The sequence below is a fragment of the Klebsiella sp. PK18 genome, assembly GCF_057784655.1.
In genome coordinates, this window is record NZ_CM173493.1 from 1565216 (window position 1) to 1580466 (window position 15251).

Genomic DNA, 15251 nt, shown 5'->3' on the forward strand with positions numbered 1-15251 from the left:
TTGTGCCTGATTATGCATGTTATGGTGCCGGCTGTCATCTCAAAGGGGATATAACATGCAAACTCACGCACCGCACGTCCGCCACGTTCGCGAGACGCTGCTCTCTGACAACTGGTACACCCTGAAAAAATATACTTTTGAACTGCTGCGCCGGGACGGTTGCTGGCAGGAGCAGAGCCGGGAAGCCTATGATCGCGGCAACGGCGCGGTCATTTTACTCTATAACCGTGAGAAGCGGACGGTGGTCCTGACGCGCCAGTTCCGATTTCCGGTATTTATCCACGGTCACGATGGGTATCTGATTGAGGCTGCCGCCGGGCTGCTGGATAACGCCTCTCCGGAGGCGCGGATCGTTGCCGAAGCGGAAGAGGAGACCGGCTTTCGCGTGACGCGTGTCGAACCCGTCTTCACTGTCTTTATGAGTCCAGGCTCCGTGACCGAGAAGCTCTACTTTTTTATCGCGGAATATCAGGCCGATGACCGTCGGGGCGACGGCGGCGGGTTGGCGGCAGAAGGTGAGGATATTGAAGTGCTGGAGTGGCCGCTGGCGCGGGCGCTGCAGGCTATTCGCGATGGCGAGATCATGGATGCGAAAACGATAATGCTGTTGCAGCATCTGGCGCTGAATGCCGATACGCTCCTCGCCGGCTAAGCGGCAAGGAGCAGGGGAGATTAGCGCAATTCGCGGGCAATGGCGCTGTACATCAGCGCCGCTTCCAGCGGCTGGGCGTTGAAGGACGGTTCCGCCTGCGGCCAGGTCGACCACTGGACGATCACCAGATGTTCCGCGCGGTTCACCATGATCACCTGGCCATAGATCCCCAGCGCCCACAGCGAGCCCTGCAGTCCTTCCTGCGGCGTCGGCTGTACGTGTTGCGCATTGGCCGGAATGGCGTTGTTCCACCACTGATAGCCGTAGATACCTTGCGGATGCGCTGCTGAAACCGAGTTCAGCGCTTTTGTCCAGCTTGCGGCCTGGTCGAACCAACCTGCGGGCACCAGCTGTTTGCCGTTGCTTAACCGACCATCGCGGGCGACAAACTCGCCAAAGCGGCCCCAGTCTTCGAGGGTGGCGTTAAAGCCGTGGGCGCCAACATCATGCTTCCCTTGCTGATAAGCATGCCATACGCCATCGTGGGCCATACCCGCAGGCTGCCACAGCGACTGCTCAAGCCAGGCGGCCAGCGACATACCGGTCGCGCGTTCCAGCACATCGCCCAGCAACCAGGCGCCGCCGGAAGAGTAGGACCACTGCTCGCCTGCCGGGTGTTTACGCGACAGCGTCGACACAATTTTACGTACGCAATCATAGGCGCCGGGCTGCGCTTCACACTGGGTCAGGCGGGCAAAGTGCGACTGCGGATTGGTGTAATCTTCATTCCAGTCCACGCCGCTGGTATGTTGAATGAGTTGCCTGAGCGTTACACCGTCCCAGGCGGTGCCTTTTAGTTCGGGTTCATAAACGGTAATCAGGTCATCGAGGGAGTGGATTTTCCCCTGCTGAATGGCGATGCCCACCAGCGTCGAAACCACCGATTTCCCCACCGAGCGAGAGGTCCACAGCGTGGTATCGGTGTTGCCGTTGCCAAGGTATTTCCAGGCGACTTTGCCATCTTTCAGCACCAGCATGCCGCTGACGTTCTCGCGCTTCAGGTAATCCTGTAGCGTCCAGGTGTGGCCGTTGAGGGTATAGCTGGCGTGGGTCAGTGGCTTTTCAGCACGCTCCAGCGGGACCGCTGCGCCGTGGCGGAAGACGTCTCCGGCATAATTGCGATAGTCGTTACGAAAGCCAACGACGCGTGACGCCTGATCCCAGGTGAGCATGTCTTTGGCCGCGGGTAGCGTTTGGTCGTAAGGGGTGGGGCAGACATCCAGCGTCAGGTCGCCGCAGTTTTGCGCCATCGCCGCCGCCGGCAGCGCCGCCAAAATTAACGCCAGAGCCAGTGGTTTTTTTATCATTTTTATTTCCTCGTTTGCCATAGATTCGCTGCGCAGTATATAAATCGGCTCGCGAAGGCTAAAATCAGCATAGGGGGGATTTTCCCCCGCAAGGGAGAGAGGGATGAAAACCCTGCAGTATTCTTTCGCACAGATTGAGGCCTTCGCCACCATCGCCGAAACTGGCAGCCTGTCGCAGGCGGCCATTCGTTTAGCTAAAGACCGGACCACGCTTCGCGATCTGCTGGACTATCTGGAAGATGCGCTGGGCTACCGGCTGTTCAGCCGTGAAGGGCGTAGCCTGACGCTAACCGCCGAAGGCGAGCAGCTTTTTCGCCAGGCACACCTGCTGTTGCGTCAGGCGCAGGCTTTCGAGTCTTTTGCGCAAACGCTGCCGCAAACGGCCTGGCAGGCGTTACGTCTGGTGTACGATCCCTTCGTGCCGCGTGAATTTCTCTGTTTGCTGGCTGATACGCTTGCCCGGCGGCAGATCCGTTTAAGCTGCTGGAGCGCCTCGCGGCGCGAAGCCGAGCAGGCGCTGAGCGAGGGCATCGCGGATATGGCCATTTGCCAGGCTAATAATCGTACGCTGGGCAGCGAAATGGAGTGGCGGGCGCTGGGCACCGTTGATTTACGTTTTTACGCCGCGCAAGGATTGTTTACTGACGCCGCACGGCCGCTGACATTGCTGAATTTATCGCTAACGCCACAGCTGGTGATGCACCGGCGCAGTGACGATCAGATCGCCCGCCGGCTACAGATATCCGGCCATACGCTGTATATGAATGAAATCGCGCTGCTGCGCCATGCGATGGAGCAGGGGATGGGCTGGGGGTTTTTACCGGAACATTTACGGCCAGGCGAGTGGCAGGGGGTTGCTGAAATAGCTACCGAGGTCGGCAGTCAGGGACTGAACGTGACCATGGTGATGCTCTGGCTGCCCGGCATGAATAAGCACCGGATGCTGAGCGACCTCGTGGACGAGGCGCCGGAACTTTGGCGGCGCCGATAACAAAACGCCCCGGGTCAGAAGACACCAGGGCGTTTGCCATACAACTTGCTATCGGCGATTACGCGCGAACGAAGTCGATGTGGGTCAGTTTCGGCTTGAACGCGTGACGCTGAACAGCCTGAACTTTAACTTTCTCTTCTTTGCCATCGATAACGAGGGTCACAACTTCGCCGTAAAATTCAGCTTTATCCTGCATGTTCCACAGTTTGTCGTGATCCAGTTCGATAGCAACCGGAGCAGCTTCGCCACCGTAGATGATTGCCGGGAACTTGTTAGCTGCGCGCAGGCGGCGGCTCGCACCCTTACCCTGCTCTTTACGTACTTCTGCGTTGATAGTAAACATTGATGTCTCTCTATATATAAAGCCTGCAACAGGCGACCCAGCTGCAGGCAGATTATCTGCTTTGCGAATGCAAAAGCGGGCGGCATTATAGCCGCCAATCGGCACAGCGGCAATCAAAACCTCAGTTTTTGGCGGATTAACGCAGCTCATTGGCGCGACGGAAACGGCCCTGATAATCGAATACTTTTTCCCGCACCTGCCAGTATTGCCCCTTCATTCGGGCGACGACAAAGTCAGGATGGCGCAGCAGCGCCTGCTGGGCAATGATATCCGCCGGGGTTATCCAGCGTAACGGCACGCCCGGCGTACGGGTATGCGGGCGGATAAACAACTGCTCAAAGGCGGTACGCTGGGCGGGCGTTTGCAGACGGAAGCGCTCACTCACGTCGGCGCCGTCCTCATCATAGTAGGTGATTTTCAGCCACGGGCCTTTCTCGTCGCTACCGTGCTGCATAGCCATGCCGCTGCAGCGCAGCACCAGCGCGTCCTTTAGCTTCAGCGCCGCCTTCAGCATATCGTCCGGGTCGACCAAAATCGTGTCGCACTCGCGGCAGCGGCGGGCGGCGATATCGTTTTCCGCGTTGCACTGCGGGCAGTTTTTGAAGCGAAAGCGGAAGTCGCACTGTTCGCGGTGGCCGTCATCATCTTCAAACCAGCCCTGGCAGCGGCGGCCAAAATGCTCAATCAAGGTGCCGTCGGCGGTGGTTTTGCCCCAGAAGGTGTTGGCGAAACCACAGGCCGGGCAGAAGACCTGCACCGGCACGTTGTCGCTTTTCCCCTTCGGCGTCCCCACTTCCGGGGCGTACAGGTCATGCGGGTTGCCGGCGTAGTCGAGGATCAGGCAGTCGGTTTTGCCCGGCGCCAGGCGCAGGCCGCGGCCAACGATCTGTTGGTAAAGACTCACCGACTCGGTGGGGCGGAGGATGGCGATCAGGTCAACGTGCGGGGCGTCGAAGCCGGTAGTCAACACCGCGACGTTCACCAGATAGCGATACTCCTGCGCTTTAAACGCCTCGATAATGCGATCCCGCTCTGGTCCAGGCGTTTCCCCGGTGATCAGCGCGGCTTGCGCCGCCGGCAGCAGACCGGTTACTTCCCGGGCGTGTTCCACGGTGGCGGCGAAGATCATCACCCCTTTACGGCTTTCGGCGAACTCCACGATCTGGCTGACGATATGCGGTGTTATGCGCTGCTGTTTTTTCAGTTCGTGGTTAAGATCGGCTTCGCTGAACAGGCCGTTGCTTTGCGCCTGCAGACGGCTGAAATCGTACTGCACCACCGGCATATCAAGGCGTTCCGGCGGCGTCAGGTAGCCGTGCTTAATCATATAGCGCAGCGGCAGCTCATAGATGCAGTCGCGAAACAGTGCTTTCTCATCGCCACGTACCATGCCGTGGTAGTGAAACTGATAGATCCAACCCTTGCCGAGGCGGAACGGGGTAGCCGTCAGGCCGAGCAGCCGGAGCTGAGGATTCACCTGCCGCAGGTGGCTTATGATCTGTTGGTACTGGCTGTCGTCGTCATCGCTGATACGGTGGCATTCATCGACGATGAGCAGCGAAAATTCACTGTGAAACTGATCGAGGTTGCGCGCCACCGACTGCACGCTGCCGAACACCACTTTGCCGTGGCTTTCTTTACGCTGCAGACCAGCGGCAAAGATATCCGCCTCGAGGCCAAGGGCGCAGTATTTCGCATGGTTCTGCGCCACCAGCTCTTTGACGTGGGCCAGCACCAGCACGCGGCCGCGGGCCAGCCGGGCAAGCTCGGCAATCACCAGGCTTTTGCCCGCGCCGGTGGGCAGGACAATGGTCGCCGGCTCGGTATGGCGACGAAACCAGGCGAGGGTGGCATCGACGGCTTCTTGTTGGTAGGGGCGTAATGTAAAAGTCATGAATTCACGGGGCTAATTAACTCGCGAATAGTATGCCATGAATCTTTTCCCTTGAGTGGTGTTAAGAGCCCGTTATACTAGCCAGTGAAATTCTTCTTTTTCGGGCGAGTTGCCCGCTCCAGCACTATTACAGGCTAAAAAAATTCATGCGACTTGATAAGTTTATCGCTCAGCAGCTTGGCGTCAGCCGGGCTATTGCCGGGCGTGAAATCCGCGGCAGCCGGGTTACCGTGGACGGCGACATTGTGAAAGATGCCTCTTTTAAGCTCCAGCCAGAGCACGAGGTGGAATATGATGGCAATACGCTGACCCAGCAGAACGGCCCCCGTTATTTTATGCTGAACAAGCCGCAGGGTTACGTCTGTTCCACCGACGATCCCGATCATCCTACTATCCTTTATTTTCTCGATGAGCCGGTGGCGCACAAGCTGCACGCCGCCGGGCGCCTGGATATCGACACCACCGGGCTGGTGCTGATGACCGACGACGGCCAGTGGTCGCACCGCATTACCTCGCCGCGCCACCATTGTGAAAAAACCTATCTGGTGGAGCTGGAAAGCCCGCTGGCGGAAGGGACCGCAGAGCTGTTTGCCAAAGGCGTCCAGTTGCACAATGAAAAAGATCTCACTAAGCCGGCAGTGCTGGAAGTGATCACCCCGACCGAAGTGCGCCTGACCATCAGCGAAGGGCGCTACCATCAGGTGAAACGCATGTTCGCCGCCGTGGGCAACCATGTGGTTGGCCTGCACCGGGAGCGCATCGGCGATATCCTGCTGGATGACGCGCTGGCGCCGGGTGAATATCGTCCGCTGACGGAAACGGAAATCGCCAGCGTAGGCGCCCCGCAGGCACGGAGTAAAACGTGACAGTGAAGCAGAATTCTTCCCTGGGAATTGTGTTTATCCTCGGCCTGCTGGCCATGCTGATGCCGCTGTCGATCGATATGTATCTTCCGGCGCTGCCGGTGATCGCCGCCCAGTACAACGTCCCAGACGGCAGCGCGCAGATGACGCTCAGCACCTATATCCTGGGCTTTGCGCTGGGTCAGCTGCTGTACGGGCCGATGGCCGACAGCCTTGGTCGCAAACCGGTGATCCTCGGCGGGACGCTGGTGTTCGCCGCGGCGGCGGTGGCCTGCGCCCTGTCGCAGACCATCGATATGCTCATTGTCATGCGTTTCTTCCACGGTCTGGCGGCCGCGGCCGCCAGCGTGGTGATTAACGCCCTGATGCGCGATATCTATCCGAAAGATGAGTTTTCACGGATGATGTCGTTTGTCATGCTGGTGACGACCATTGCGCCGCTGGTGGCGCCGATGGTCGGCGGGGCGGTGCTGGTCTGGTTTAGCTGGCATGCCATCTTCTGGATCCTCGCGCTGGTGGCTCTGCTGGCCTCGCTGATGATCGGCCTGTTTATCCGCGAAACGCTGCCAGCTGACAGGCGTCAGCCGTTCCATCTGCGCACCACGCTGGGTAATTTTGCCACCCTGTTCCGTCACAAGCGGGTGCTGAGCTATATGCTGGCGAGCGGTTTTAGCTTCGCCGGCATGTTCTCTTTCCTCAGTGCCGGGCCTTTCGTCTATATCAATATTAACCACGTCGCGCCTCAGCACTTTGGCTACTATTTTGCGCTGAACATTGTTTTCCTGTTCCTGATGACCATGTTCAACAGCCGCTTTGTGCGGCGGGTGGGGGCGTTGCGCATGTTCCGGGCCGGGCTGTGGATCCAGTTTGCCATGGCGGTATGGATGGTGGTTTGCGCGCTGCTGGACGTCGGCTTCTGGTCGCTGGTGATCGGCGTGGCGGCCTTTGTCGGCTGCGTATCGATGGTGTCGTCTAACGCCATGGCGGTGATCCTCGATGAGTTTCCGCATATGGCCGGCACCGCTTCGTCACTGGCCGGAACGTTTCGTTTTGGTATCGGGGCGATCATTGGCGCGCTGCTGTCGATGGCGACGTTTACCACCGCCTGGCCAATGCTGATCTCTATTGCCTTCTGCGCAACCTGTTCTATTTTCTTCTCGCTTTACGCTTCCCGTCGGCGAAAAATCGCACACTAGGTCACATTTTCAGGGGCGAAATCGCCCCTTTCTTGATACATGTCAACCAGAATGAGCTTCAGGGTTCTGCGATTTGTTTCCTTTATGTAAAATCAATTAGTGTAAAAAGTCGCATTGTTGCGATAAAAAAGTTGTTTTGGATCACAGAAACGGGTACATATAGCGCCAATCGGCTCGCCGGGTATAAAAATAACGCGCTGGATTATAAGTGCTTAACCCTGGCCCGCCGCGGCTGTAAACGTTTTCTGCGTCAAGGCAGGACTATTTGTCAACAGTGTGTTAATATTGATGTAAATTTATTGTGAAGCCTTTTGCTTCCGGGGAAACCACGTGAATACACAACAACTCTCTATCGTACACCGTCTGCCGCAGAGCTATCGCTGGCTGGCCGGTTTTGCGGGTTCCAGAGTTGAACCGATTCCGCAAAACGGCGCGCAGAACGAGAACAGCCTCGTTGCCCTGAAACTGCTGAGTCCGGACGGTGAAAAAGCCTGGCCGGTAATGCATAAGCTCAGCCAGGCGTTAAGCGACATTGAAGTCGACTGTTCCGTCCTTGAGTGCGAAGGCGAACCGTGCCTGTTCGTTAACCTGCAGGATGAATTCGCCGCCACCTGTCGTCTGAAAAATTTTGGCGTGGCCATCGCCGAGCCCTTCTCCGGCAACAACCCCTTCTGACCGTCAGCTCAGCGCCAGCAGCTGGCGGGTATATTCGTGCCGGGGTGCGCTGAAGACGGACTGGCACTCGCCCTGTTCAACAACCTCTCCCTGACGCAGCACCATCACCTGATGACACAGCGCCCGCACTACGCGTAAATCATGACTGATAAAAATATAGGCCAGCTGATGCTTTTGCTGTAACGCTTTCAGCAGATTCAGGATCTGCGCCTGAACGGTTTTATCCAGCGATGAGGTCGGCTCGTCGAGGACGATCAGCTGCGGCTTGACGATCAACGCTCTGGCGATGGCGATACGCTGCCGCTGGCCACCGGAGAACGCCGCCGGGTAGCGCTGGCGGCTGGCCGGGTCGAGGCCGACCTCCTGCATGGCGAGGATCACTGCCTGTTCGCGCTCGGCCGCCGTCAGCGTCGGCTGGTGGACGCGCAAGCCTTCCTCAATGATCTGCTGCGCCGTCAGGCGCGGATTGAGCGACGAGTTCGGATCCTGAAAAACCACCTGCATTTGTCGGCGCAGCGGCAGCAGCTGTCGGCGGTTACGCCCCTGAATCGGCTGGCCGGCAAAAGTTATCCTTCCCTCGGATGAGATCAGGCGCAGCAGCGCCAGACCGGTGGTGCTTTTTCCCGATCCCGATTCGCCCACCAGGCCCAGCGTCTCGCCGGCGCGTAGCTGAAAACTGAGGCTGTTGACCACCCGATGGTGATCGACCACCCGGCGCAGGATCCCTTTGCGAACAGGAAATGCCACGTTTAAATCATCCGCCTGCAGCAGCACCGGGGCATCGACGGCCAGCGGCACCGGCTCACCGTCTGGTTCGCTATCCAGCAGGCGTTGGGTGTAGGGATGTGCCGGCGCGCTGAACAGCGCCCGACAGTCATTTTGTTCCACACAGCGGCCGTTCTGCATCACCGCTACCCGGTCAGCCAGCTGACGGACAATGCTCAGGTTATGGGTGATAAACAGCAACCCCATGTTCAGCTCCCGCTTTAGCTCGCGCAGCAGCTGCAGGATCTGCGCCTGCACTGACACGTCCAGGGCGGTGGTCGGTTCGTCGGCGATCAGCAACTCCGGGCGCGTCAGCAGCGCCATGGCGATCATCACCCGCTGGCGCTCGCCGCCGGAGAGCTGATGCGGATAGTCCGCCAGGCGCCGCGGCGCCTGACGGATCCCGACGCGCTCAAGGCAGTCGAGGATCTCCCCGCGCGCCGCCTCTTTGCGCATTCCCCGGTGTAACGACAGCACCTCATAGAGCTGTTTTTCCAGGGTATGCAGGGGGTTGAGCGACACCATTGGCTCCTGAAAGATCATCGCGATCCGGTTGCCGCGCACGCCGCGCAGGGTCGACTCATCCGCATGCAGCAGCGACTGGCCATGAAAGCGGATATCGCCGCTGGGGTAGCTGGCCGGCGGGGTGGGGAGCAGCCGCAGCACCGACAGCGCGGAGATGCTTTTTCCTGAGCCGGATTCGCCCACCAGCGCCAGCGTCTCACCGACTGCCACCTCGAGCGACAGATTGTGTACCACGGTCTGCGTCTCGCCCTGCTGGCGAAAGGCAATAGAGAGATTGTCGATAGCTAACAGCGGGTGGGTCATATTACACCGCCTTACTCGGGTCAAAGGCGTCGCGAACCGCTTCACCAATAAAAATCAGTAGCGTCAGCAGTACGGCGACGGAGAGAAACGCGGCAATGCCCAGCCAGGGCGCCTGCAGGTTGTTTTTTCCCTGCAGCAGCAGCTCCCCGAGAGAGGGGGAGCCGAGCGGCAGACCGAAGCCGAGAAAATCCAGCGACGTCAGGGTGGTAATGGAGCTGCACAGGATAAAAGGCAGGAAGGTGAGGGTCGCCACCATTGCGTTAGGCAACATATGCCGCAGGATGATCTGCCGGTCACTGACCCCGAGCGCCTGCGCCGCCCGGATGTAGTCGTAGTTGCGGGTGCGAAGAAATTCAGCGCGCACCACGCCCACCAGCGTCATCCAGCCAAAAAGGACGGTGATCGCCAGCAACCACCAGAAGCCCGGCTGCACGACGCTGGAGAGCAGGATGATCAGAAACAGGGTCGGCATCCCTGACCAGACTTCAATAAAGCGCTGGCCCCAGAGGTCGATTTTGCCGCCATAGTACCCCTGTATCGCCCCGGCCAGCACCCCCAGCACACTGGAGAACAGCGTCAGCAGCAGACCGAAGAGCACCGAGATGCGCGTACCATAGAGGATCCGCGCCAGCACATCGCCGCCGTTGGCGTCGGTGCCAAGCCAGTTGCTGGCCGAGGGCGGTGACGGAAAGGGGACGGTGCTGGCAAAATTAATCGTCGTGGCGCCGAAGCGCACCGGCGGCCATAGCGCCCAGCCGTGGGTGGACAGCTGGTGCTGCAGCCAGGGATCCTGATAGTCGGCGGCGGTAGCGAACGCGCCGCCAAAGGTTTGCTCGGTGTAGTTTTTTAACACCGGAACGTACAGCTGGCCCCGGTACTGCACCAGCAGCGGGCGATCGTTGGCCAGCAGCTCGGCGCCGAGGCTGCAGAAGAAGAGAATTAAAAACAGCCACAGCGACCAGTAGCCGCGACGGTTGTGACGAAAGCGCGCCCAGCGGGCCTGATTAACGGGACTGAAGAAAGACATTAGCGGCCCTCAAAATCAATGCGCGGGTCGACCAGCGTATAGCTGATATCGCTGACGATATTCAGCAGCAGGCCAATCAGAGTGAAAATATAGAGCGTGCCGAACATCACCGGATAGTCGCGGGAGACCGTCGCTTCATAGCCCAGCAGACCCAGGCCGTTCAGCGAGAACATCACTTCGATCAGCAGCGAACCGGTAAAGAACATACTAATAAAGGTGGCCGGGAAGCCGGCGATCACCAGCAGCATGGCGTTGCGGAACACATGTCCCCAGAGGATCTGTTTCTCACCGACGCCTTTGGCGCGGGCGGTGACCACATACTGTTTGCGGATCTCGTCGAGGAAGCTGTTTTTGGTCAGCATGGTCAGGGCGGCAAAGCCGCCGATCACCGTCGCCAGCACCGGCAGGGTGATGTGCCACAGGTAGTCGAGGATTTTCTGATACCAGGGAAGGGTGTCGAAGTTCGGTGAGACCAGACCGCGCAGCGGGAAGAGGTCGAAATAGCTGCCGCCGGCAAAAATCACGATCAGCAGGATGGCGAACAGAAAGGCGGGGATCGCATAGCCAATAATAATCAGCGTACTGCTCCAGATATCAAAGCGGCTGCCGTTGCTGACCGCTTTGCGAATACCCAGCGGAATGGAAACCAGGTAGATAATCAGCGTACTCCACAGTCCGAGGCTCACCGAGACCGGCAGGCTGTCTTTAATCAGCTGCAGTACTGAGGCGCTGCGAAACAGGCTGTCGCCAAAATCAAAGCGCAGATAATCGCCCAGCATCTTCAGGTAACGCTCGTGCAGCGGCTTGTCAAAGCCGTAGCGGTGGGTGATCTCGGCGATGACTTCCGGATCAAGGCCCCGCCCACCGCGATAGTGCCCCTCGCTGATGTTCCCTGCGCCGGTGCGGGCATGGCTGGCGCCCATCCCGCCGTCGCCGGCACCCGGCATCCCGCCGTGCTGACCAAATTCGATGGCGGCGATGGCCTGATCGACCGGGCCGCCGGGTGCGATTTGCACAATAAAAAAGTTAATGGTGATGATGGCCCACAGGGTGGGGATCACTAACAGCAAACGGCGGATCAGGTAGCTGCCCATGGGATGTCCTTAACGTCTGTCCGCGGGGAGGGTGGCCGCTTTGTTCACGTCGTACCACCAGGTATCGAGCCCGGAGGAATAAATGGGGCGGGTCTCGGGGAAAGAGAACTTATTCCACCACGCGGTGCGGTCCTGCGCCATATACCACATCGGCAGCATGTAGTTATTCCAGGTGAGCACGCGGTCCAGCGCCCGACCGAGGGGGATCAGTTTCTGCTTATTGCCCTGCCACTGCAGGATCTGCGCAATCAGCTTATCCACTACCGGGCTTTGCACCCCCGGTGCGTTATAGCTGGAGTGAATATAGTCTGAGGCCCAGGAGATTTGCAGGTCGGTGCCGGGCCAGGGCATGGCACGCCACAGGCTCGGCATCATGTCGTAATCACGGCTGCGGCGACGGTTGCTGTACTGCGAGTTATCAACCTGACGAATATCCATGACGATCCCCAGGCGCTGCAGGTTGTGCTGAAACGGCAGCACCCAGCGGTCATTGCCACCGGCTGGCATCAGCAGTTCAAAGCGCAGCGGCTTGCCGGTGGCGGCGTTGACCCGGCGCTGGTTTTTTACCGTCCAACCCGCCGCATTGAGCAGGGCGTCGGCTTTGACTAAGTTGTCGCGGTCGAAACCATCGCCGCGGGAGACCGGCGGCTGGTAAACCTGGCTGAAGACCTCCGGGGGCAGTTCGTTTTTCATCGGCGTCAGCAGGGCCAGCTCGGCGGCGTCGGGCAGGCTGCGGGCGGCATATTCGGTGTTCTGGAAATAGCTGTTGGCGCGCTGATAGGCGCTGTAAAACAGCGCCTTGTTCATCCATTCAAAATCGAACGCCAGGGTAATGGCCTCCCGCACCCGGCGATCGGCAAAAACCGGGCGCTGAATATTGAACGCCAGCCACTGGGTATCCTGCGCCGAGGTATTTGTATGCTCATCTTTAATAATGTAGCCGCGGCTGAAGTTGCGACCGACGTAGCGGGTAGCCCAGTTTTTGGCGACGGTCTCTTCCCGGCGATCGACGGCTCCCGCTTTAAAGGCTTCGAAAGCGACATTGTCGTCGAGATAATAGTCATAGCGCAGCGTATCGAAATTCCAGCGACCCCGGTTGACCGGCAGGTCGGCCGCCCAGTAGTCGGCGACGCGTGAATAGGTAATGTATTGCCCCATTCGCCAGGCGCTGATGCGGTAGGGCCCGCTGGCCAGCGGCGGCTTCGACAGCGGGTCGCTGAGTTTGTGCTGGCGCCAGAACGACTCAGGCATCACCGGCAGGCTCAGCAGACTCAGCATGTTCTCTTTGCCGGGCTGGCCGAGGTCGATTCGTACGGTCAACGGGGCGATGGCCTTAACGGTGGTGCCTTTATAAAACAGGCGGAACTGTGGCACCCCTTCGGTCATAAACTTGTTGAAGGTAAATGCAACGTCCCGGGCGGTGATTGGCGTGCCGTCATGGAAGCGGGCGTGCGGGTTGAGAGCGATCTCCATCCAGGAATAGTCCTCGGCATAGCGCGCCCGCTCGGCAATCAGCGGGTAGTAGCTGCCGGGCTCATCATCCGAGGTGGTGAACAGGGTATCGTAGAGCGCCTCAGTGCGCACGGCGGGATTGCCGCGCAGTGCGTAGCGGTTGAAGTTATCAAAGGTGCCGATCGCCGCCAGGGTGAGGGTGCCGCCTTTCGGCGCCTCAGGATTGACATAATCAAAATGGCTGAAGCTGGCTGCGTATTTGGGTTCACCGATAATCGCAAAGGCGACGCTTTCTTTTATTGTTTGCGCCTTAGCGCTAAGGCTAAACAGAGCAAGCAGAATTAAAAAGAGGCGCGCATACATAGGCGGCAGAATACCTTGTCACGGTCGGCCCCCATAGCCGACCTCTGTTCCCGCATCATATGTGAGACTTAGCGCGTTGTGAAATAATTCGCAGGTTCATCATGCGCGGCGACCAGCGCCTCCAGCGATAGCGGACGGCTTATCCAGTACCCTTGCAGGAAATTGACGCCCTGGGCACGAAGCCACTCCGCCTGTTCCTGGGTCTCCACTCCTTCAGCGACGGTCATTAATTTCAGCCGGCGGCTGAGGGTCAGTACCGCATCCAGCACCGGCGAGGTCACGGTTTCGGTGCCAATCGCCTGCACAAAGCCGCGATCGATCTTCAGATAATCGAAGTTATAGCGTTCGAGATAAATCAGCGCGCTATGCCCGGTACCAAAATCATCTATTGCGATTTCAAAACCCTGCTGGTGGAGCCAGGCGAAGTTAGCGATCGATTTTTCTTTATCAATCATGGCCCGCTCGGTCACCTCCAGCACCACGTGAAAATGGTCGGCGGGCAGCGCGGCGGCAAAGCGCAGCATATCGTCGCGGAAGTTGTCAGCCTGCAGATGGGCAGGGGAAATATTCAGCCCCAGCTTGACGCCGCGCGGCAGGATCCGTTTAAGCACTAGACCATCGCTGGCGATCAGCGCCAGCAGGTGATGGGTCAGCGGCACGATCATCTGCTGGGTTTCCGCCAGATTAATAAAGACGTCAGGCGGGATTTCACCCACCACCGGATGGCGCCAGCGCATGAGCACCTCCACGCCGCTGATACGCAGGGTCTGGGCATTCACGACCGGCTGATAGACGACGTAGAACTGGTTATTTTTGATCCCCAGCAGTATCGATTTTCGCGGATCGGATTTGATCGTCAGCACGTAATAACAGAGCAACCCCGCCAGCAGGCCGCACACTACCCCGAGCAACAGGGCAAACTGTGTATTTTCCGCCAGCCAGCTGTTGGCATACAGGTAGACCTTCAGCGGTAAACCGTCGATCTGTACCTGGCGGATCGGTTCGTTATGCAGGGTTTGCGGATCCACCAGCCGATTACTGAAGGTGGAGATGGCGGTGTGACCGATGGCCAGCGCAATACCGCTGAAATCATTTTGTCGTGCGGAATAGAGGATGTACGGCGTGAGATTGGCGTTGATCGATACGAAAATGCCGCTGTTTGCATCATCGGGTTTGCTGACCCATAACGCCAGCGCTGCGCTTTTCGGCATCATCGGCGTACCCGGCAAAATCGCCATATCAACGGGTTTGCGAATATCGATCGCCGGGATAAGCTGAGTAAGGGGCGTATTCATGGCCCCTGTCGCCGAGGAGCAAAAGACGACGCCGTTTTTAACCAGCAGAAACGCGCGAACGTTGGGGCTGAAAGCGGCATGGGAGGTGAGTCCGGAGTCGATATTCTCGCAGGGCTGATCCACCAGCGGCTGCAGGCCATCAATGGTCTCACGGAGATCGTGAAAATAGCTTTTCAGGTAAGTGTCAACGTTGTTGATAATGGCGTCGAAACGCTCTGCCCGGTTATGGTAAATCACCATAAACTGAATGCAGCCGGCCAGCAGCGCGACGATAATCCCCACGCACAGGCTGGTTAACCAGATTTTACGCTGGGGTGAAAAGTAGCGAGTAAGCATAGCTATAGTCTTTCCGTGTTATTGAATCGCATCAACGGTTTGTCGGTCGTCGTTTTTCTCATTCCCACTTAAAAGACATAGCTTATTTTGCGGCGTTCAGAATCAGGTGGCAAAAAAAAACACTGCCGGGGCAGTGTTTTTTTATCCCGCCTCCAGCCAAGGGATAACCG

General features: G+C 58.5%; 13 protein-coding genes. 5 read left to right on the forward strand and 8 right to left on the reverse strand.

The features are described from left to right. The first annotated feature begins 55 nt into the window (after window positions 1-55). The gene (locus tag AC3EMD_RS07690) at window positions 56-652 is read left to right on the forward strand and encodes an NUDIX domain-containing protein (protein ID WP_038421545.1); all 597 of its coding nucleotides are present in this window, start codon (window positions 56-58) and stop codon (window positions 650-652) included. 20 nt (window positions 653-672) lie between these two features. On the opposite strand, the gene AC3EMD_RS07695 is transcribed toward AC3EMD_RS07690, so the two are convergent. Further along, a complete protein-coding gene (locus tag AC3EMD_RS07695) occupies window positions 673-1959 on the reverse strand; it encodes a serine hydrolase domain-containing protein (RefSeq protein WP_012541013.1) in 1287 nt (428 codons plus the stop codon). A gap of 103 nt (window positions 1960-2062) precedes the next feature. On the opposite strand from AC3EMD_RS07695, the gene AC3EMD_RS07700 reads away from it, so the two are divergent. Continuing rightward, window positions 2063-2950, forward strand: a complete 888-nt coding sequence (locus AC3EMD_RS07700; RefSeq protein ID WP_008803999.1) for a LysR family transcriptional regulator — start codon at window positions 2063-2065, stop codon at window positions 2948-2950. Between the two features lie 58 nt (window positions 2951-3008). On the opposite strand, the gene rplY is transcribed toward AC3EMD_RS07700, so the two are convergent. Together rplY and radD are read right to left on the reverse strand one after the other, a co-directional pair. Then, window positions 3009-3293 carry a 50S ribosomal protein L25 gene (gene rplY / locus AC3EMD_RS07705; protein WP_008804000.1) on the reverse strand — a complete coding sequence of 95 codons (285 nt, stop codon included), beginning with the start codon at window positions 3291-3293 and terminating at the stop codon, window positions 3009-3011. 136 nt (window positions 3294-3429) lie between these two features. Beyond that, entirely contained in the window at window positions 3430-5187 is a 1758-nt protein-coding gene (gene radD / locus AC3EMD_RS07710; protein ID WP_012541014.1) for a DNA repair helicase RadD, read from the reverse strand. Between the two features lie 146 nt (window positions 5188-5333). Between radD and rsuA the strand changes: the two genes are divergently transcribed. The 3 genes from rsuA (at window position 5334) to AC3EMD_RS07725 (ending at window position 7921) form a co-directional block, all read left to right on the forward strand. Further along, on the forward strand, window positions 5334-6053 hold the full coding sequence (rsuA, locus tag AC3EMD_RS07715) for a 16S rRNA pseudouridine(516) synthase RsuA (RefSeq protein ID WP_008804002.1): 720 nt from the start codon (window positions 5334-5336) through the stop codon (window positions 6051-6053). Beyond that, window positions 6050-7246 carry a Bcr/CflA family multidrug efflux MFS transporter gene (locus tag AC3EMD_RS07720; RefSeq protein ID WP_008804003.1) on the forward strand — a complete coding sequence of 399 codons (1197 nt, stop codon included), beginning with the start codon at window positions 6050-6052 and terminating at the stop codon, window positions 7244-7246. Before rsuA ends, AC3EMD_RS07720 begins: the two co-directional genes overlap by 4 nt. Window positions 7247-7576: 330 nt before the next feature. After that, entirely contained in the window at window positions 7577-7921 is a 345-nt protein-coding gene (locus AC3EMD_RS07725; RefSeq protein WP_002912974.1) for a YejG family protein, read from the forward strand. Window positions 7922-7924: 3 nt separating this feature from the next. Here AC3EMD_RS07725 and yejF read toward each other — a convergent pair whose 3' ends face one another. The 5 genes from yejF to AC3EMD_RS07750 all read right to left on the reverse strand — a co-directional run bounded on the left by yejF (window position 7925) and on the right by AC3EMD_RS07750 (window position 15081). Then, the gene (gene yejF, locus AC3EMD_RS07730; RefSeq protein ID WP_023340550.1) at window positions 7925-9514 is read right to left on the reverse strand and encodes a microcin C ABC transporter ATP-binding protein YejF; all 1590 of its coding nucleotides are present in this window, start codon (window positions 9512-9514) and stop codon (window positions 7925-7927) included. 1 nt (window position 9515) lies between these two features. After that, complete coding sequence (locus tag AC3EMD_RS07735; protein WP_012967542.1) at window positions 9516-10541, reverse strand: microcin C ABC transporter permease; 1026 nt, start codon at window positions 10539-10541, stop codon at window positions 9516-9518. Further along, on the reverse strand, window positions 10541-11635 hold the full coding sequence (locus tag AC3EMD_RS07740) for a microcin C ABC transporter permease YejB (protein WP_008804006.1): 1095 nt from the start codon (window positions 11633-11635) through the stop codon (window positions 10541-10543). The genes AC3EMD_RS07735 and AC3EMD_RS07740 overlap by 1 nt, the downstream gene beginning before the upstream one ends. Before the next feature lie 9 nt (window positions 11636-11644). After that, window positions 11645-13450 carry an extracellular solute-binding protein gene (locus AC3EMD_RS07745; RefSeq protein WP_117116396.1) on the reverse strand — a complete coding sequence of 602 codons (1806 nt, stop codon included), beginning with the start codon at window positions 13448-13450 and terminating at the stop codon, window positions 11645-11647. 68 nt (window positions 13451-13518) lie between these two features. Continuing rightward, window positions 13519-15081, reverse strand: a complete 1563-nt coding sequence (locus AC3EMD_RS07750) for a cyclic di-GMP phosphodiesterase (RefSeq protein WP_023340549.1) — start codon at window positions 15079-15081, stop codon at window positions 13519-13521. Between the last annotated feature and the right edge of the window lie 170 nt (window positions 15082-15251).